At 66.5% G+C, this 17,499-nt stretch carries 16 protein-coding genes; 9 read left to right on the top strand and 7 right to left on the bottom strand.

Annotated features, from left to right (window positions below):
- The first annotated feature begins 26 nt into the window (after positions 1-26).
- The 3 genes from ACI766_RS29835 (at position 27) to ACI766_RS29825 (ending at position 3,643) form a co-directional block, all read left to right on the top strand.
- The gene (locus ACI766_RS29835) at positions 27-1,421 is read left to right on the top strand and encodes an aspartate aminotransferase family protein (protein ID WP_010792435.1); all 1,395 of its coding nucleotides are present in this window, start codon (positions 27-29) and stop codon (positions 1,419-1,421) included.
- A gap of 1 nt (position 1,422) precedes the next feature.
- Positions 1,423-2,790, top strand: coding sequence for a glutamine synthetase family protein (locus ACI766_RS29830; protein WP_003114138.1), 1,368 nt, complete (start codon positions 1,423-1,425; stop codon positions 2,788-2,790).
- A 94-nt stretch (positions 2,791-2,884) separates the two neighbouring features.
- Positions 2,885-3,643: an SDR family NAD(P)-dependent oxidoreductase gene (locus tag ACI766_RS29825; protein ID WP_003097046.1), complete on the top strand. Its 759-nt coding sequence runs from the start codon at positions 2,885-2,887 to the stop codon at positions 3,641-3,643.
- 47 nt (positions 3,644-3,690) lie between these two features.
- On the opposite strand, the gene ACI766_RS29820 is transcribed toward ACI766_RS29825, so the two are convergent.
- Positions 3,691-4,434 carry a hypothetical protein gene (locus ACI766_RS29820; protein WP_003118448.1) on the bottom strand — a complete coding sequence of 248 codons (744 nt, stop codon included), beginning with the start codon at positions 4,432-4,434 and terminating at the stop codon, positions 3,691-3,693.
- A 160-nt stretch (positions 4,435-4,594) separates the two neighbouring features.
- On the opposite strand from ACI766_RS29820, the gene ACI766_RS29815 reads away from it, so the two are divergent.
- The 3 genes from ACI766_RS29815 (at position 4,595) to ACI766_RS29805 (ending at position 7,745) form a co-directional block, all read left to right on the top strand.
- The gene (locus ACI766_RS29815) at positions 4,595-5,077 is read left to right on the top strand and encodes an acyl-CoA thioesterase (RefSeq protein WP_003097040.1); all 483 of its coding nucleotides are present in this window, start codon (positions 4,595-4,597) and stop codon (positions 5,075-5,077) included.
- Between the two features lie 378 nt (positions 5,078-5,455).
- Positions 5,456-7,159, top strand: a complete 1,704-nt coding sequence (ybaL, locus tag ACI766_RS29810; protein ID WP_003099695.1) for a YbaL family putative K(+) efflux transporter — start codon at positions 5,456-5,458, stop codon at positions 7,157-7,159.
- Between the two features lies 1 nt (position 7,160).
- Positions 7,161-7,745, top strand: a complete 585-nt coding sequence (locus tag ACI766_RS29805) for a YqaA family protein (RefSeq protein ID WP_003114135.1) — start codon at positions 7,161-7,163, stop codon at positions 7,743-7,745.
- Here ACI766_RS29805 and ACI766_RS29800 read toward each other — a convergent pair.
- Positions 7,742-8,944 carry an acyltransferase family protein gene (locus tag ACI766_RS29800; RefSeq protein WP_016852292.1) on the bottom strand — a complete coding sequence of 401 codons (1,203 nt, stop codon included), beginning with the start codon at positions 8,942-8,944 and terminating at the stop codon, positions 7,742-7,744. The genes ACI766_RS29805 and ACI766_RS29800 overlap by 4 nt on opposite strands.
- Before the next feature lie 47 nt (positions 8,945-8,991).
- Complete coding sequence (gene pdxY / locus ACI766_RS29795; RefSeq protein WP_016852291.1) at positions 8,992-9,864, bottom strand: pyridoxal kinase PdxY; 873 nt, start codon at positions 9,862-9,864, stop codon at positions 8,992-8,994.
- 32 nt (positions 9,865-9,896) lie between these two features.
- On the opposite strand from pdxY, the gene ACI766_RS29790 reads away from it, so the two are divergent.
- Positions 9,897-10,397, top strand: a complete 501-nt coding sequence (locus ACI766_RS29790) for a DUF3301 domain-containing protein (protein WP_003121391.1) — start codon at positions 9,897-9,899, stop codon at positions 10,395-10,397.
- A gap of 12 nt (positions 10,398-10,409) precedes the next feature.
- Here the strand turns inward: ACI766_RS29790 and ACI766_RS29785 are convergent, their stop codons facing one another.
- Both ACI766_RS29785 and poxA read right to left on the bottom strand, forming a co-directional pair.
- Positions 10,410-11,198 carry an OXA-50 family oxacillin-hydrolyzing class D beta-lactamase OXA-486 gene (locus tag ACI766_RS29785; protein ID WP_003161965.1) on the bottom strand — a complete coding sequence of 263 codons (789 nt, stop codon included), beginning with the start codon at positions 11,196-11,198 and terminating at the stop codon, positions 10,410-10,412.
- Between the two features lie 70 nt (positions 11,199-11,268).
- Complete coding sequence (gene poxA / locus ACI766_RS29780; protein ID WP_003099708.1) at positions 11,269-12,147, bottom strand: alpha/beta hydrolase PoxA; 879 nt, start codon at positions 12,145-12,147, stop codon at positions 11,269-11,271.
- 81 nt (positions 12,148-12,228) lie between these two features.
- On the opposite strand from poxA, the gene ACI766_RS29775 reads away from it, so the two are divergent.
- Positions 12,229-13,995: a sensor histidine kinase gene (locus ACI766_RS29775; protein ID WP_003114131.1), complete on the top strand. Its 1,767-nt coding sequence runs from the start codon at positions 12,229-12,231 to the stop codon at positions 13,993-13,995.
- Entirely contained in the window at positions 13,992-15,335 is a 1,344-nt protein-coding gene (locus ACI766_RS29770) for a sigma-54-dependent transcriptional regulator (protein WP_087823926.1), read from the top strand. The genes ACI766_RS29775 and ACI766_RS29770 overlap by 4 nt, the downstream gene beginning before the upstream one ends.
- Positions 15,336-15,353: 18 nt before the next feature.
- On the opposite strand, the gene ACI766_RS29765 is transcribed toward ACI766_RS29770, so the two are convergent.
- Both ACI766_RS29765 and ACI766_RS29760 read right to left on the bottom strand, forming a co-directional pair.
- A complete protein-coding gene (locus ACI766_RS29765) occupies positions 15,354-16,703 on the bottom strand; it encodes an APC family permease (protein WP_003099715.1) in 1,350 nt (449 codons plus the stop codon).
- A gap of 101 nt (positions 16,704-16,804) precedes the next feature.
- Entirely contained in the window at positions 16,805-17,473 is a 669-nt protein-coding gene (locus ACI766_RS29760) for an N-formylglutamate amidohydrolase (protein ID WP_073663787.1), read from the bottom strand.
- Positions 17,474-17,499 lie beyond the last annotated feature (26 nt).

The following is a 17,499-nucleotide window of genomic DNA, read 5'->3' as shown; positions in this document are numbered from 1 at the left end:
GCGAAATAAAAAACGAGGTGTTCGAAATGACCGCCAGTGGCATCGCCGAAGCCGCCGTGGAAACCTTCATGGCCCGCGAGCAGCAACGTTTCCTTGCGCAGAATCCACAGTCCGTCGCGCTCGCCGAGCGAGCCCGGCGCGCCTTGTTCGACGGCGTACCGATGCACTGGATGAGCGATTGGTCAACACCCTGTCCGCTGTTCGTGGAACGTGCCCACGGCGCGCGTTTCCATGATGTGGACGGCCACGCCTACGTGGACTTCTGCCTGGGCGATACCGGCAGCATGTTCGGCCATTCTCCGGCGCCGATCGCCCGGGCGCTCGCCGAGCAGGGCGCGAACGGCCTGACCACCATGCTTCCGGGGGAGGATGCCATCGTCGCAGGCGAGCTGCTGGCGCAGCGCTTCGGCCTGCCGTTCTGGCAGGTAGCGACCACCGCTACCGACGCCAACCGCTTCGTCCTGCGCTGGGCGCGTGCGATCACCGGTCGCAAGGTGGTGCTGGTATTCGACGGTTGCTACCACGGCACGGTCGACGACACCCTGGTTCGCTGCCGCGACGGCCGCACCGTGCATCGCTCCGGCCTGCTCGGCCAGGCCCACGACCTCACCCAGTTCAGCCGCGCGGTGCCGTTCAACGACCTCCAGGCCCTGGAGCGGGCGCTGGCCAGCGAAGACGTGGCCGCCGTGCTCTGCGAGCCGGCGATGACCAACATCGGCATGGTCCTGCCGCAACCCGGCTTCCACCAGAAGCTGCGCGAGCTGACCCGTCGTCACGGCACGCTGCTGATCATCGACGAGACCCACACCATCTCCACAGGTCCTGGCGGCTGTACCCGCGCCTGGAAGCTCGAGCCGGACTTCATCACCCTCGGCAAGCCGATCGCCGGCGGCGTACCGTGCTCGGTGTATGGTTGCAGCGCGGCGATGGCCAGCGCCATGCAACTGGCCAGGGCACGTGCCAGCGAGCAGAGCGAAGGCCACGGCCACAGCGGCATGGGTACCACGCTGTCGGCCAACGCCCTGGCGATGCGCTGTATGCGCGCCAACCTGGAAGAGGTGATGACCGATACCGCCTACGCCCACATGCTGTCCCTGGCGGCGCGTCTGGCCGAGGGCTTCCGCAGGATTATCCACAAGTACGGCCTGGCCTGGTCGGTGACCGAGCTCGGCGCGCGCAGCGAGTTCCAGTTCTGCCCGCAACCCCCACGCGACGGCGCGGCCGCCGAGGCGGCGTTCCACGACAGCCTGCAGATGGCCTTGCACCTGTATCTGATCAACCGCGGCATCCTCATCACGCCGTTCCACAACATGACCCTGTGTTGCCCGGACACTCGCGAAGAAGATGTCGACCGCCTGCTCTCCAGCCTCGACGAGGCGCTCGGCGAGCTGCTCGCCATACCCGGCGCGCGGGAGGCCTGAGATGCATTTCGCCGATCCGCGGGAAGCCCGCGAGTTCCTCGCCGCACACCCCGAGGTGCGCAGCATCGAGCTGTTCCTGATCGACGCCAACGGCGTGCCGCGCGGCAAGCTGCTGCATCGCGACGAGCTGCTGGCGGTCTACGAAAGCGGGCGGCCGCTGCCGAGCACCATCCTCGGCCTGACCATCAATGGCGATGACGTCGAGGAGACCGGCCTGGTCTGGGACGTCGGCGATGCCGATTGCTGGACCTTCCCGCTGCCCGGCAGCCTGACCCTGCAACCCTGGCGGCAGTCACCGACCGGCCAGGTGCAGGTAAGCATGCATCCCGAGCTCGGGCTACCGGCCGCGGCGGGCGATCCCCGGCATGTGTTGCAGCGGGTTATCCACAGCCTGCAGGCGGAGGGTTTCCACCCGGTGATGGCGGTGGAGCTGGAGTTCTACCTGCTCGACCGCGAACGCGACAGCGACGGCCGGCCGTTGCCGGCGTTACAGATGAATGGCCAGCGGCCGCGGGCGACCCAGGTCTATGGCGTCTACGAGCTGGAGCAGTTGCAGCCATTCCTCGATGACTTGTATGCCGCCTGCGAGGCCCAGGGCCTGCCGGCGCGCACGGCGATTTCGGAGTACGCGCCGGGGCAGGTGGAAATTACCCTGCAGCATCGCTTCGACACGCTCCAGGCGATCGACGAAGGCGTGCGCTACAAGCGCCTGGTCAAGGGCGTGGCGAATCGCCATGGGTTGCAGGCCTGCTTCATGGCCAAGCCGTTCGCCGATCTTTCCGGCAGCGGCCTGCACCTGCACGTCAGCCTGGCCGACGCCGCTGGCAACAATCTGTTCGCCAGCGAGGACCCGGCCGGGACCCCGCTGCTGCGCCAGGCCATCGGTGGAATGAAGGCGTGCCTGCTGGAGTCTTTGGCGCTGTTCTGTCCGAACGCCAACTCGTTCCGCCGCTTCCAGGCGAACAGCTACGCGCCGCTGGCGCCGACCTGGGGAATCAACAACCGCACCGTGTCGCTGCGGGTTCCCGGCGGCCCGGCGTCCAGCCGGCACATCGAGCACCGCATCTGCGGCGCCGACGCCAATCCCTACCTGGCGGCGGCGGCGTTGCTCGCGGCGGTGCGCCTGGGTATTCGCGAGCGACTCGACCCCGGTGCGCCGATCACTGGCAACGGCTACGCTCAAGCCACCCAGGCGTTGCCGAGCGACTGGCTGACCGCGCTGCGCGCGCTGGAGGGCTCGGCCTGGGCGCGCGAGGCGCTCGGCGAGGATTTCCTGAAGATCTACCTGGCGATCAAGCAGGCCGAATACCGTGCCTTCATGGGCGAGGTCGGCGAGCAGGACTGGCGCTGGTATCTCAACCAGGCCTGAATGAACGGCTGCCGGCGTTGCCGGTCAGTCATTGAAGCGGGCGGCCGATTGGCCGTCGGTGTTTTCCACGCGGCACAGGAGTAAGGAAAAGCAGATGAGCACGCCCGTCGTTCTTATCACTGGTGCAGCCGGCGGCTTGGGCCGGGCAATCGCCAAGCGTTTCGCCCAGAGTCATTGGCGCATCGCCGCCACGGATGTGGATAAGGAGGGCCTGCACGCGCTGAACGCGCAGGTGCCGTTGGACGCCAGCGGGGTCGCCGACCTGCGCAGCGCGGATAACTGCCATACCCTGATGTCGAAGATTCTCGCCCGTACCGGACGTCTCGACGCCCTGGTGAATGCCGCGGGCGTCTGGCGCGAGGGGCCTGTGGAAAACTTCACCGAGGAGGATTTCGACCTGGTCCTGGGAGTCAACCTCAAGGCCTCCTTCTACATGTGCCAGGCCGCGATTCCCTACCTGAAGGAAAACCAGGGCAGCATCGTCAACATCTCCAGCGACTCCGGACGCCAGGCCTACCGGGGTTCGGCGGCGTATTGCGCGAGCAAGGCGGCGCTTACCATGCTGAGCAAGACCCTGGCGCTGGAACTGGCCGAGCAGGGCGTGCGGGTCAACGCCGTGTCGCCGGCGGATATCGCCACGCCGATGCTCGACTACCAGGCCGAACGCTATGGGATGGGCAATCCGGATGGCTACAAGCGCGCGCTGCTGAAGGATTATCCACAGGGCAAGGCGGCACGCTTCATCCGCCCGGAAGAAGTCGCCGAGCTGGTCTGGTATCTCTGCGGCCCTCAGGCCGAAGCGATCACGGGTGCCGACCTGGCGGTGGACTTCGGCCTGTCCGCTGGCCGCTGAGTGGATTTTCCACGGGTCGCTCCGCTGGAGCGGCCTGTGGAAAAGTTTCAGTCGTCCCTGGCCTGACTGGATATCTTCACCCAGTTACCGGCGGCGGCGATGCCCATGCCGCCGTAACCCTGGCAGTTCCCGCCAAGGCTCTCCACCACTCGCAGGTCGATGCCTTCCTGCCATACCAGCAGGCTGCAGCCGGCGCCCAGGCCTTCGCTGCGCAGCCGGTAGAGCGCGCCTTGCCCCTCCAGCCGACCGGACAGCTCGCCGACCGCCGCGGGCCCATATTCCATCAGTTTCTCCGGATTGCCGATGCGCATCAGGGCGAAGCTCGCCTGGTAGCCGCCCTTCACCGGTTCGATCTGCAGGCTTTCCCATTCGGCCTGCCCGGCGTAGCGCAGGTAGTGCCCGGCGAGGCCCTGGAGGGACGGATAGTCGACTTTCAGGGCAACCTGTTCCAGGTTGTAGCGCGTGGCTTTGCCGCTGTAGCCGCGATCCAGCGCCAGGTTCATCCAGGCGCGGGCGCGTCCCGGTTGCCCGGCCTTGAGGCTGGTCAGCGCGAGATTGTTCAGCGCCTGTTCCGAGTCGGCTCCGCCCTGCTCCTGGCGCTCGGCCAGGCGCAATTGCCAGGCGAAGGCGTCCAGCGCCTGTGGATAACTCCCCTGTCGATAAGCCTGGGTGCCGCGCGTGTTGCATTCCGCGGCGGTGGCGCAGGGCGTATCCTCGGCCTGGATGGCAGCGGCACCGATGCCGGCAAGCACGGCCAGGGCCAGGAGAAGGATGCGTATGGCGGCAGGCATTGGAGCGATTCCCGGTGGAAAAGGGCCAGTCTAGAAAAGCCCGCGGATGTCTGCACGACCCGGCGCGATTTCGATCATGACGATTGAAAATTTGTGGCCGCTGCCGTCTTCGTTTGCGTCTATGGTGTCCCCCGCCCGTCCTGATGAGAGAAAAAGCGCTATGCAACCCGGAAACAACCAACTGTCGATGACCGTGCTGATGACTCCGGACATGGCCAATTTCTCCGGCAATGTCCATGGCGGCACCCTCCTGAAGTATCTCGACGAAGTCGCCTATGCATGCGCCAGTCGCTATGCCGGTCGCTACGTGGTGACCCTGTCGGTGGATCAGGTGATCTTCCGCGAGCCGGTGCATGTCGGCGAACTGGTGACCTTCCTCGCTTCGGTCAACTACACCGGGCGGACTTCCATGGAAATCGGCGTCAAGGTCATCACCGAGAACATCCGCGAGCAGTCCGTGCGTCATACCAACAGCTGTTTCTTCACCATGGTCGCCCTGGATGACGAGCGCAAGCCGGTGGCCGTCCGCCCGCTGGAGCTGGAAACCGCCGAGCAGAAGCGCCGCTTCGCCCAGGCCCAACAACGCCGCCAGCTGCGCGCGGAGCTGGAGGCCCGCTACCAGGCGATTCGCGAAGACGGATGAGGAAGGCTGCCGGTGTCCGGTCGAGCCCGCTTCGGACCTGCTGCCGTTTCGCGAATTTTCGCAGCTTTTCATAAGAAAACGCAGAGGTTTGCCTCTGCTGGCGTCCATTCCTGACATTTCTTGATAAGAAACCGGCGTGCCTGTTAAAACTCCAGCAACGTCAACGGGTTAACCTGTCGGTATCGCGCCGGGTTTCGCCACGAACCATAGCCGCCGTCGGGTCGCTCGAATGCCATGGGCCGGTCGCTCTGCCCGGCTCCGTTGGCGGAAAGCCTTTCCGCCTTGCCGTCACGGGCGCGGGTCCGTGATCCATTTCGAACGTCGTCGTCCGCCGGCCAGGCCGCGGAGGACGCGTTCCCCGTGTTGCCGGGAGTCCTGATGCACCATACGCCGTTACTCACTACACTCGCCGCGGGGTTCGTCCTCGCCTTCCTCTTCGGGGCCCTGGCCAATCGCCTGCGCATTTCGCCGCTGGTCGGCTACTTGCTCGCGGGCGTCCTGGCCGGGCCGTTCACTCCCGGTTATGTCGCCGACCAGGCGCTGTCGCAGGAAATCGCCGAACTCGGCGTGATCCTGCTGATGTTCGGCGTCGGCCTGCACTTCTCGCTCAAGGACCTGCTCTCGGTGAAGGCCATTGCCATTCCCGGGGCGCTGGTGCAGATCGGCGTCGCCACGCTGCTTGGCATCGGCCTGGCCAAGCTGCTCGGCTGGAGCTTCGGCGGCGGCCTGGTATTCGGCCTGAGCCTGTCGGTGGCCAGTACCGTGGTGCTGTTGCGCGCCCTGGAGCAGCGCCAGTTGCTGGACACCAAGCGTGGCAGGATCGCCATCGGCTGGCTGATCGTCGAGGACCTGGCGATGGTCCTGACCCTGGTGCTCCTGCCGGCGCTCGCCGGCACCCTCGGCGGCAAGACCGACGGCGGCGACGCCGGTCTGCTCTGGCCGCTGCTGATTACCCTGGGCAAGGTCGCCGCCTTCGTCGCCCTGATGATCTTCGGCGGTCGCCGGGTGGTGCCCTGGGTGCTGGAGAGGATCGCCGCCAGCGGTTCGCGGGAGCTCTTCACCCTGGCCGTGCTGGCCATTGCCCTGGGCATCGCCTATGGCTCGGCGGTGCTGTTCGGGGTGTCCTTCGCGCTAGGTGCCTTCTTCGCCGGGATGATTCTCAACGAGTCCGAGCTCAGCCACGAGGCGGCGGAGAACTCGTTGCCGCTGCGCGACGCTTTCGCGGTGCTGTTCTTCGTCTCGGTGGGGATGCTGTTCAATCCGATGATCCTGTTGCAGGAGCCACTGACGGTCCTGGCCACTTTCCTGGTCATCGTCTTCGGCAAGTCGGTGGCCGCCTACCTGATCGTCCGCGCTTTCGGCCATCCGAACAGCACCGCACTGGTGATCGCCGCCAGCCTGGCGCAGATCGGCGAGTTTTCCTTCATTCTCATCGGCCTGGGCATTGGCCTCGAACTGGTGCCGGAGCAGAGCCGCGACCTGGTGCTGGCCGGGGCGATCCTGTCGATCCTGGTCAATCCGCTGCTGTTCATCGCCATCGATCGCCTGCAGCAACGCAAGGAGCAGCGCCTGGCGGAGGCCGCTGGCGGGGTCCGCGAGATGCCGGCGCAGGACCTGCCGCCGCCGATCCTGGAGCGCGAGCATGCGGTGCTGATCGGTCATGGCCGGGTTGGCGGGTTGGTCAGCGCTCGCCTGCGCGCCGCCGGGACGCCCTTCGTGGTAGTGGTGGACAAGCGCGACAAGGCCGACGAACTGCGCGAACAGGGCTACAGCGTGGTCCTCGGCAATGCCGCCAGTCCCGGCGTGCTGGAGCTGGCCAACATCGCCGAGGCGCGCTGGTTGCTGATCGCCATTCCCAACGGCTTCGAGGCCGGGCAGATCGCCAGCCACGCCCGCGCGGTGAACCCGCCGCTGGACATCGTCGCCCGGGCGCATTTCGACGCCGAGGTGGACTACCTGGAGCAGAACGGCGCCAACCTGGTGATCATGGGCGAGCGCGAGATCGCCTGCGGCATGGTCCATCGCCTGGGACTCGACCGTGACGAGCGCGGCGCCGACGCACCGCTGCCGCAGTCGGCCTGACATGTTGCGCCGTCTCTACGACTGGACCCTGCGCCTGGCCGGCCATCCCCGCGCGGAGCTGGCCCTGGGCGGGGTGACCTTCGCCGAAAGCTCGTTCTTCCCGATTCCGCCGGACGCCTTGCTGGTGCCGATGGTCCTGGCCAACCGGGCCAAGGCCTGGCGCTACGCGGCGATCTGCGCGATCAGCTCGGTGCTGGGCGGCATCGCCGGCTATTTCATCGGCTTGCTGCTGTTCGAGAGCGTGGCCATGCCGATCCTGGCGTTCTATGGCTTGCTGGAGAACTTCGAACAGGTCGCCGAACGCTACAACGAACTGGGCTGGCTGATGGTGCTGCTGGGCGGCGGCTTCACGCCGCTGCCGTACAAGGTGATCACCATTACCAGCGGAGTGACCCAGCTCGACCTCTGGCTGTTCGTCGGCCTCAGCCTTGTCGCCCGCAGCCTGCGCTTCGCCGCTACCTGCGCTTTGCTGTTCTGGGCTGGCCCACGCCTGAAGACCCTGATCGAGCGGCGTCTGGGCATGGCTTTCGTGCTGATGGCGGTGATGGTGGTCGGTGGGTTGATGTTGGGGAAATACGTTCTTTAGCCAGCAGTCGGGTGACGGCCCAGGCGCTTGAGCGCCAGCATCGGTTTGCCCAGCAGAGCGCTGAGTTGTCTGGAGCGTTGCATGGCCGGACTTTCTATGAAACGGAAGGATAGATACGACGCGAGCACTACCAGGGGAGTGATCGCACCTATGACCAGCCAGTGTTCCAGAGCGGAAAACGCCTTGGCGTTGTCCCTGCCGATCAGCAGTTCGAAGCTGATGAATAGGATGCACCCGTGCAGCAGATACATGCTGTAGGTCATTTCGCCGAGGAAGCGGGACAGTGCTTGAGTCAGCAGGCCGAATAGGCTCGAACCCGCCGCAATCAGCAGGAAAGCCAGGCCGAGAATGAGGATCGCCGTTTCCTGATAGGCGCTGGGAAAGAGCACTCCGGGTAGGAGCAGGAGCGCCAGGCATAGGAGATTGCCGGGGATACTCGCGGCGAATCGCTGCAGGTGCGTCGAGCGTACCGCGAGCGCTGACAACCCACCAGCGACGAACATATAGGCGAGCGTCCAGTTCGGCTGCCAGGCTTTCAGTACCAGCCAGATCATGCCTGCCATGATGGCCATGGCTACTGGGGAAGGACGGTTCCCGAGCAGGACGCCGAGGAATGGCAGGCAGAAGTAGAACAACCACTCATAGGGCAGCGTCCAGGTCACCCCTGCCACGATGCGGAATGTCTCGATGAAACCGTTCATGTCAGGCTTGCTCGGTATCGAGAAGAGCAACCAGTCGAGCATCTTGCCAAGCAGGGCCGAGGGCGCCTCGCGTAGGGAAAAGCCGGTGGCCGTGAACACCAAAAGGAATAGCAGTGCCATTGCCAGGAGATAGGCTGGGAGCAGCCGGGCAATCCTCGATGCATAGACATCCAGCCATCTGATCGGCGTGCCGCGGCTGTGCAGGAGCTTGTGAGCGAAGAGGAAGCCGGTGACCATGAAGAACAGCGCGACGCTGGTCTGGCCGAAATGGGCGTAGAGCCGGGACGGCGGTAGTTGCCAGAGACCATCCTTCAGGTAGTAGTACCAGATGGACGAGTGATGGAGAAAAACGAAGAACGCCAGGTAACCGCGCAGGCCGTCGATGGTGACGAACCGGGAAGCGGGCAGGCGCGCGCTGCCAAGGCGACGAATGAACTCACAGGTGGCGAGCGCAACAGCCAGGCAGGCTAGGGCAGGTAGGGCGCTGGTGGGGCTCATTCGTCGGTCTATCTCTGTCGGAAGACCGAGAATGATATGTCAGATTCCTACATTGCGAGTGAGCGAGCTTCGAATTTGAGACGTGGATGTGCGATCCGATCCTGCGCCCGCACCAGCTCCAGCTCGTAGCTGCCGCAGGCCTGGGTTTCCAGCAGCACTTCATGGACCGCGGCGCCGGTGAATTCGAAGGCGTTACGCAGGTCGTCGCCGAGCAGCAGGCGAGAGAGGAACAGCCCCGAGGCCAGGTCGCCGACTCCGACCGGTTGCCGCGGGAAGGCCAGCAGCGGGCGTTGCAGGTGCCAGGCCTGGTCGGCGGCCACCAGCAGCATCTCGAAGGTGTCGCCGGACTTGCCCGGATAGTTCAGGTGCTTTACCAGGATTGCCCTGGGACCGCGTGCCAGCAGGCTCCGTGCCATTTCCACGCAGTCGGCGAGGGAGTTCGGCTGGCGGTCGCAGAAGCTGTCCAGCTCCAACTGGTTGGGGCACAGGTAGTCGGCGACCGCGGCGGCTTCTTCCAGCAGGAAGTCGCTGACTTCCGGGGCCACGATGCAGCCTTTTTCCGGGTGGCCCATGACCGGGTCGCAGAGGTACAACGCCCGAGGGTTGGCCTGTTTGATCCGTGCCACCACATCGAGAATGGCGCGGCCCTGGGCGGCGCTGCCGAGATAGCCGGACAGCACCGCGTCGCAGTTGCCCAGTTCGCCGATGCCGGCAATACCGTCCACCAGCGCCGGAATCTGCTCCGGCGGCAGCACCTGCCCGGTCCATCGACCGTACTGGGTGTGGTTGGAGAATTGCACCGTGTTCAACGGCCAGACGTTGATTCCGATGCGCTGCATCGGGAACACCGCCGCGGCATTGCCGGCGTGGCCGAAGACCACATGGGACTGGATGGCGAGCAGGTGGGGCGTACGTGGCATGAGACGACTTCCTACAGCTGAGTCGGCGCAGTATGGGGGCTAATTCACATGGCGAAAACACCCCCCACTCGCTGCCTGCCGGGAGAACGGGTAAGCTGGCCGTCCCCCTACACCGGATTCCGCTCGTGACCCTGGGTAACCTTTTCGTCATGCTCCTGTTGGGCGCCGCCGCAGCCTGGTGGTGGCGCGCCCATGGCGTGCGCGAGCGGGCGTTGCTGCTGGCCAAGCAGCATTGCGCCAAGCAGGGCGTGGAACTGCTCGACGAGAATGTCGCGCGCCGGCGCCTGCGCCTGGCCCGTGACCACCGTGGTCAGTGGCGGCTGAGCCGCGAGTTCGGTTTCGAATTCACCGTCAGCGGCGAGGAACGCTACGCCGGGCGCATCGTCATGTATGGCTATCACCTCGGCGCCATCGAATTGGCCCCGCATCGCTTCGAGGCGGCCGCCGAGGTCGACAACCCGCCGGTGCATAGCGCCGAGGTGATTCGCCTCGACGAGTGGCGGCAGTCCCGGCAGAAAAAGGTCGGCGACTGAGGCGGCAGAGCGTCAGGGCAGTATCCCGAGAGCCTTGAGACTGGCCTTGCCCAGTTCGACGCGCTTGCCGATGTCGGCCTCGCCGCCGGGCATGTCGATGTTCAGGGCGAAGCCGTAGAGCCGCTCGTTGCGCTTCACCCAGCCCACCCACCAGCCGAGTTCCGGCGTGCAGTCGAAGCACCAGCCTGTCTTGCCGTGCAGCTCCCAGCCCGGGCCGCTTTCCAGCAGGGTCATGGCGCGCACGGTGGACTGCACCGGGGCGGGGAATGGCAATTCTCCCTGCGCCAGTCGGAGCAGAAAGCGGGTCTGTTCCATCGCGCTGATCTTCAGCGGTCCCACCAACCAGAAGTTATCCACAACCTGGCCGATTTCCGCGTTGCCGTAACCCAGGCGCGAGACATTGGCGCGCATCCGCTCCAGGCCGATGCGCCGCGCCAGTTCCTGGTAGACCGGTACGTTCGATGCCTTGATCGCCTCGCGCAGGCTCATGTCGTGCTCCCAGGCCTTGAAGCGCTGGGGCTTGCCGCCATAGGGAAGAACCTCGTCGGCGGATCTAACCGCCCCTGTGGATAAGCCGATCAGGCTGTTCGCCACCTTGTAGGTGGAAGCGGGAACGAAGCGGGTTTCCGCGCGCTCCCGGTCATGGCCGACATAGCACTGCCGCTGCACATCGTAGAGGACGAAGGTGCCTTTCACCCCGGCCGCGCCGAATAGCTTGTCCACGGCCTGGCTGTCGTTCCATTCGCTGGCCTGGGTATGCCCGGAAAGCAGGAGAAGGGCACTGAAGAGGAGAGGGCGCATGGCTCGGTCCTGTGGAGTCATCCTCCCTGGGACCGATGGATGAGCGCCGGATTCCCCACGGAAGGAGCGTTCATGGATTGGGCAGGAGAAAGTCGCGTACGCGTTCGGCGGCATCGGCCGGGTCTTCCTGCATGAAGCAGTGGCCGCCGACCACCACGTGGGCGCTGACCTGGGGGTTGAGCGAGCACCAGCGCGCCACCGACTTGGCGACGAAAGGGTAGGTGCGGTCACCGTAGAGCACGCGGGTCGGCGTGGTGATCTTGCCCAGCGACGGCCACAGCCGCCTGGGGAAGGAGCTGAAGATCTCCGCTTCGCGGCTTGGCCGGCACTTCAGCTCGACTCCGCCGTCGCTCTCCTTCAGCGCATATTCCACGTAGGCCCACAGCGCCTCGTCGGTCCAGCCCTTGAAGATACCGCGGCCGCGCAAGCCGGCGTAGGCGGCTGCGCGATCGGGCCACTGGCTGCGGCGCAGGCGCGCCTTCTTCGCCAGGCTGCCGCGCAATTGCAGGCCGAGGGTCTCGGAAAGTGCCATCACGCCGATCATCGCCGGGGTGAACAGTACCGGGTCGAGCAGCACGGCGCGGGCGAACAGGGTGGGATGGCGGGCCAGGACGAGGCTGCTGAGGACGCCGCCGAAGCTGTGCCCGCAGGCCAGTCGCTGGACATCTCCATAGGGACCGCGCCCGGCCTCGAAGGCCTCCACCGCCATCTCGGCGTTGCGGTTCCAGCCGTGGAAGCGGCCGCCGTGGTCGCTTTCGCCGTGGCCCTGGATGTCGCACAGCCAGAGGTCGAAATCCTCCGCCAACAGACGCAGCATCGGTTCGTAGGTGCGGCCGCAGAAGCCGTTGCCATGGAGGAAATGCAGCAACGGCTTGCCGCTCGGTTCGCTGCGCCAGCCGCGCAGGGTGAAACCGGCCGAGCAGGAATGGGACCAGGGGGATAGCGACATGGGCGGACTCCTCGTACGGCGCGCAGTGTAACCGGGCGCCGTGCTATCGTCGCCGCTTCCCGCCGCCGTTTCGATCCGCCGATGTCCTTGTCCCGTCCGCTGCGCCTGTTCCTGCTGTTGCTGCCGCTGCTCGGCGGCCTGCTGCTGTCCATGGACTGGGCGGGTCGCCAGGCGCGGCAGCAGGCGCTACGCGCCGAGGGCGAACAGGTGCGCAAGCAGCTGGACCTCTACGCCGGCTCGCTGCAGACCCTGATCGAACGCTTCCGCAGCCTGCCGGCGGTACTGGCGCTGGATCCGGACCTGCGCGCGGCGCTGGCCGGGCCGATCGACGGCGAGTTGCAGCAGCGCCTCAACCTCAAGCTGGAAAGCATCAACCTGGCCGCCCGCTCCTCCACCCTGGAGCTGCTCGACCGTACCGGGCTGGCCGTGGCGGCGAGCAACTGGAACCTGCCGACCAGCTACGTGGGCCACAACTACGGTTTCCGTCCCTATTTCCGCCAGACCATCGCCCAAGGCTCCGGACGTTTCTATGCGGTCGGGGTGATCAGCGGGATTCCCGGTTATTTCCTGTCCCACGCGGTGCGCGCCGAGGACGGCAGCTTCCTGGGCGCAATCGTGGTCAAGCTGGAGTTTCCCGATCTGGAACGGCAGTGGAACCAGACCCCCGACCTGGTCCTGGCCAGCGACGCCAAGGGCATCGTGTTCCTCGCCAACCACGCCGGTTGGCGCTACCGCGAACTGGAACCGCTGGATACCGTGGACCGCTTCGAACTGGCGGAGACCCGGCAATACGATCGCCAGCCCCTGACACCCCTGCGCCACCAGACCTTGCGCAGCTACGGCGAAGACCGCCGTCTGGCGCGGGTGGAAAGCGCCGACGGCGAGAAGGACTACCTCTGGCAATCGCTGGACCTGCCCAACGACGGCTGGACCCTCCACTTGCTGCGCGACACCGCGAGCATCCAGGACGACGTCGCCACCGCGCGCCTGGCCGCCGCCGGCACCTGGCTGGCGCTGGTCTTCCTCGGCTTGTTCCTGCACCAGCGCTGGCGTATCGCCCGCCTGCGGCAACGTAGCCGGGAGGAGCTGGAGCGCCTGGTCGAGCAGCGCACCGCCGACCTGCGTACCGCGCAGGACGGCCTGGTGCAGGCGGCCAAGCTGGCCGCCCTGGGGCAGATGTCGGCAGCCCTGGCCCATGAGATCAACCAGCCGCTCACCGCCCAGCGCATGCAACTGGCCAGCCTGCGCCTCCTGCTCGACGCCGGACGCCACGACGAGGCGCGCCAGGCGTTGCCGCGCATCGACCAGATGCTCGAACGCATGGCCGCGCTCACCGGCCACCTGAAGACCTTCGCGCGCAAGAGCGCCGGCGGCCTGCGCGAGCGTATCGAGTTGGGTCACGTGGTCGAACAGGCGCAGCAGTTGTTGCTGCCGCGAATCCGCGCCGAACGGGTGGAGATCGAGCAGGCGCTGCTCTGGCCGGCCTGGGTGATGGGTGACGCGATCCGCCTGGAACAGGTGCTGGTCAACCTGCTGCGCAACGCCCTGGATGCCGTTGCCGGCCAGGAGCGGCCATGGATCCGCCTGGCCCTGCAACGGCTTGGTGGCGACTGGGTGCTGAGCGTCGCCGACAACGGCGGCGGGATTCCCGCCGAGCACCTGGGCAGCGTCTTCGATCCGTTCTTCACCACCAAGCCGGTGGGAGAGGGACTCGGCCTCGGCCTGGCGGTATCCTATGGGATCGTCCACGAACTCGGCGGCCGCCTGCAGGTCGCCAATGCCGAAGCGGGAGCGGTGTTCAGCCTGATCCTGCCGGCGGCCCCCGATGACACGAGCGTAACGACATGAGCGACCAGGTGATCTTCGTCGACGACGAAGCGACGATCCGCGAAGCGGTGCAGCAATGGCTGGAGCTGTCCGGCTTCGAGGTGCGCCTGTGCCTGCGCGCCGAGGAGTGCCTGGGAGCGTTGGACAAGTCCTTCGCCGGGGTGGTCATCAGCGATGTGCGCATGCCCGGCATGGACGGCCTGCAACTGCTCGCCAACCTGCAGGCGGTCGATCGCGACCTGCCGGTGATCATGGTCACCGGGCACGGCGACGTGCCGATGGCGGTGGAGGCCATGCGCCAGGGTGCCTACGACTTCATCGAGAAACCCTTCACGCCCGAGCGCCTGCTCGGCAGTTTGCGGCGCGCGCTGGAAAAGCGCCGCCTGGTGCTGGAGAACCGGCGCCTGAAGGAGCAGGCCAGTCTCAAGGACCAGGTCGATGCGCGTCTGCTCGGCGTGTCCAAGCCGATGGAAGCGTTGCGCCGGCAGGTTCTGGCCCTGGCGCCGACCCCGGTGAACGTCCTGATCCGTGGCGAGACCGGCAGCGGCAAGGAACTGGTTGCCCGCAGCCTGCACGACTTCGGGCCGCGCGCCGACAAGCCGTTCGTGGCGCTGAACTGCGCGGCGATTCCCGAGCAACTGTTCGAGAGCGAGCTGTTCGGTCATGAGAGCGGCGCCTTCACCGGCGCGCAGGGCAAGCGCATCGGCAAGCTCGAGCATGCCCATGGCGGCACCCTGTTCCTCGACGAGATCGAAAGCATGCCGTTGGCGCAGCAGGTCAAGCTGCTGCGCGTCCTGCAGGAGCAGCAACTGGAGCGGCTCGGCTCGAACCAGAGCATCCACGTCGACCTGCGGGTGATTGCCGCGACCAAGCCCGACCTGCTGGCCGAAGCACGTGCCGGACGCTTCCGCGAGGACCTGGTGTATCGCCTGAACGTCGCCGAGCTGCGTCTGCCGCCGATCCGCGAGCGTCGCGAGGACATCCCGCTGCTCTTCGAACATTTCGCCAGCGTTGCCAGCCAGCGCCTCGGCCGCGAGCCGCAGCCCGCCGCGCCGGCGGAACTGGCGCGGCTGATGGCCCACGACTGGCCTGGCAATGTACGCGAGCTGGCCAACGCCGCCGAGCGTCATGTCCTCGGCCTGGAGCGTGGGGACGCGGAGGAAGGCGGCGGCCTTACCTCGGGGCTGGCGGAACGCATGGAAGCCTTCGAGGCGGAGTGCCTGCGCCAGGCGCTCGGCCAGTGCCGCGGGGATATCAAGGCGGTGATGGAGTTGCTGCAACTGCCGCGCCGGACACTCAACGAAAAGATGCTGCGGCATGGCCTCAGCCGCAGCGATTTCGTCGGCGAAGAGCCGGCCTGAACCAGCCCTCGCGAGGCGTCAGAGATCCTTCGCCAACTCCGTTGGCGCCTGGCGCCCGCCGCGTTGCAGCAACGCCAGGTAGACCAGCCCCACCGCGATCCAGGCCAGTCCGAGCAACTGTGCGTCGAGGCTCATGCTGTACAGCACGTAGGCGATGATCGCCAGGCCCACCAGCGGGAACAGTAGATGCCGCAACCACTGGCCGGAGCGCTGGCGGCGGTAGTAGTGGTTGATCACGCTCAGGTGCAGCAGGCAGAAGCCGGTGAGGGCACCGAAGTTCACCAGTGAGGTGAGCACGTCCGGTGCGTCGAGGAAGGCCCAGCCGATTCCCAGCGACAGCACCGCCACCAGGTACAGGCTGACGTGCGGCGTCTGGTAGCGCGGATGGACCCTGGCCAGCGCGCGCGGCAGTCTGCCGTCGCGGGCCATCGAGTAGAGCAGGCGCGAGACCGCTGCCTGCGAGGTGATCGACACGGTGACACCCCAGGCCAGCGCGGTGGCTACCGCGGTCAGCATCGACAGCCACTGGCCACCGGCCGCTTCGGCGATCTCGTAGAAGGCGGTGTCCGCCGACTTGAAGTTCATCCCGGCGGCGAGGTCGGTGGCCAGCCAGGTCTGCGCGATGAAGATGCCGCCCATGATGAACAGCGCGATCAGCGCGGCGCGGCCGATCTGCCGGGCGGGATCGCCCTTGACCTCCTCGGCGAGGGTGGAGATGGCGTCGAAGCCGAGGAACGACAGTACGGCGATCGAGGCGGCCTTCATTACCAGGCCGAGATCGAAGGCTTCCGGGCGATACAGCGGTTCGAGGGTCAGCCGGCCGTTGCCCAGGCCGCCTTCCAGCGCCTGGTAGCCGACCACCAGGAAGATCGCCAGCACCACCAGCTCTCCGATCAGGAACAACAGGTTGGCGCGGGCGGCGAAGGTGATGCCGCGCAGGTTGACCAGGGTCGCCGAGACCAGGAACAGCAGCATCCAGGCCAGCTTGGGGATCGCCGGGAACAAGTGGTTCAGCGCCAGCGCGCTGAACACGTAGAGCAGCGGCGGGATCAGCAGGTAGTCGAGCAGCAGCACCCAGCCGGCGATGAAGCCGACATGGGGGTGGATGCCGCGCTGGGCGTAGGAATACACCGAGCCGGCAATCGGAAAGGCCTTGGCCATGGCTCCGTAGCTGAGGGCGGTGAAGAGCATCGCCAGCATGCCCACCAGGTAGGCCATCGGCACCATGCCGTGGGCGTCGGCATGGACCCAGCCGTAGACCCCGAACGGGGCGATGGGGATCATGAAGATCATCCCGTAGATGATCAGGTCGCTCAGGGACAGGCTGCGGCGCAGCTGTTGCCGGTATCCGAACTGTTCGATGGCCATGACGGGCTCCTCGGGAAAAGGCAGCGTATTGTCGTTATCGGCGCCGCACGCGAAGCGGGCCTCTTTCTCGTTATTGGCGACCGGCGGCGCCGGTCATCGCATCAGAGCCAGGGATACAGACGCTCGGACCAGGCGTACACCGCATCCGGCGTGCGCAATCCATCGTTGCGGATCTCCAGCAGCACCGCTTCCAGACCGCGTGCGTCGCCATGCACCGGAACGGTAGTGTCTTCCGCCGGGTCGATCGCATAGGGCTGGTTGCCGGCGACTTCCAGGCCGTGCCGGCGCAAACCGTCGAGGATGCGCCTGGCGTAGGCGCCGGCGTTGCGATAAAGCACCCCGGCAACCAGCGGGCGGGGTCTGCCGTGGTACACCGGGGTAAAACTGTGCACGCCGACCACGCGGGTCGGCACGCCGGCGGCCTGGCGCTCGTCGAGCAGTTGCGTCAGGCGCTGGTGGAACGGATGGAACAGGCAATCCTGGCGATAGCGGCGCACCGTCTCGGACAGCTCGCGGTTGCCGGGAACGGGGTAGACCTCGCTGTGCGGCGGAATGCTGTCGGGCGCCTCCAGCGGTCGGTTCAGGTCGATCAGCAGACGCGAGTAGCCGGCCGCCAGCAATGGCGCGTCGAGTCGCCGGGAAAGCTCTTCGGCCAGCGCCAGGGCGCCGATATCCCAGGCGATGTGTTCTTCCGCCGCGGCCTGGTCCAGGCCGAGGCGCTGCAACTCCAGCGGAATGTGCCGGCTGGCATGCTCGCAGACCAGGACCACCGGGCTGCGCCCTTGGGGATTGAGCA

Source organism: Pseudomonas sp. DL, from assembly GCF_047199225.1.
Lineage (GTDB): Bacteria > Pseudomonadota > Gammaproteobacteria > Pseudomonadales > Pseudomonadaceae > Pseudomonas > Pseudomonas aeruginosa.
This window is presented reverse-complemented; position numbering and strand designations above follow the sequence as displayed.

Bases quoted from the DNA above. Each gene is read 5' to 3' on its own strand.
- poxA (WP_003099708.1), bottom strand. From the start codon at position 12,147: ATGTCGCTATCCCCCTGGTCCCATTCCTGCTCGGCCGGTTTCACCCTG.
- ACI766_RS29815 (WP_003097040.1), top strand. From the start codon at position 4,595: ATGCAACCCGGAAACAACCAACTGTCGATGACCGTGCTGATGACTCCG.
- ACI766_RS29770 (WP_087823926.1), top strand. From the start codon at position 13,992: ATGAGCGACCAGGTGATCTTCGTCGACGACGAAGCGACGATCCGCGAA.
- ACI766_RS29805 (WP_003114135.1), top strand. From the start codon at position 7,161: ATGTTGCGCCGTCTCTACGACTGGACCCTGCGCCTGGCCGGCCATCCC.
- ACI766_RS29785 (WP_003161965.1), bottom strand. From the start codon at position 11,198: ATGCGCCCTCTCCTCTTCAGTGCCCTTCTCCTGCTTTCCGGGCATACC.
- ACI766_RS29835 (WP_010792435.1), top strand. From the start codon at position 27: ATGACCGCCAGTGGCATCGCCGAAGCCGCCGTGGAAACCTTCATGGCC.
- pdxY (WP_016852291.1), bottom strand. From the start codon at position 9,864: ATGCCACGTACGCCCCACCTGCTCGCCATCCAGTCCCATGTGGTCTTC.
- ACI766_RS29775 (WP_003114131.1), top strand. From the start codon at position 12,229: ATGTCCTTGTCCCGTCCGCTGCGCCTGTTCCTGCTGTTGCTGCCGCTG.
- ACI766_RS29790 (WP_003121391.1), top strand. From the start codon at position 9,897: ATGGGGGCTAATTCACATGGCGAAAACACCCCCCACTCGCTGCCTGCC.
- ACI766_RS29765 (WP_003099715.1), bottom strand. From the start codon at position 16,703: ATGGCCATCGAACAGTTCGGATACCGGCAACAGCTGCGCCGCAGCCTG.
- ybaL (WP_003099695.1), top strand. From the start codon at position 5,456: ATGCACCATACGCCGTTACTCACTACACTCGCCGCGGGGTTCGTCCTC.
- ACI766_RS29830 (WP_003114138.1), top strand. From the start codon at position 1,423: ATGCATTTCGCCGATCCGCGGGAAGCCCGCGAGTTCCTCGCCGCACAC.
- ACI766_RS29820 (WP_003118448.1), bottom strand. From the start codon at position 4,434: ATGCCTGCCGCCATACGCATCCTTCTCCTGGCCCTGGCCGTGCTTGCC.
- ACI766_RS29800 (WP_016852292.1), bottom strand. From the start codon at position 8,944: ATGAGCCCCACCAGCGCCCTACCTGCCCTAGCCTGCCTGGCTGTTGCG.
- ACI766_RS29825 (WP_003097046.1), top strand. From the start codon at position 2,885: ATGAGCACGCCCGTCGTTCTTATCACTGGTGCAGCCGGCGGCTTGGGC.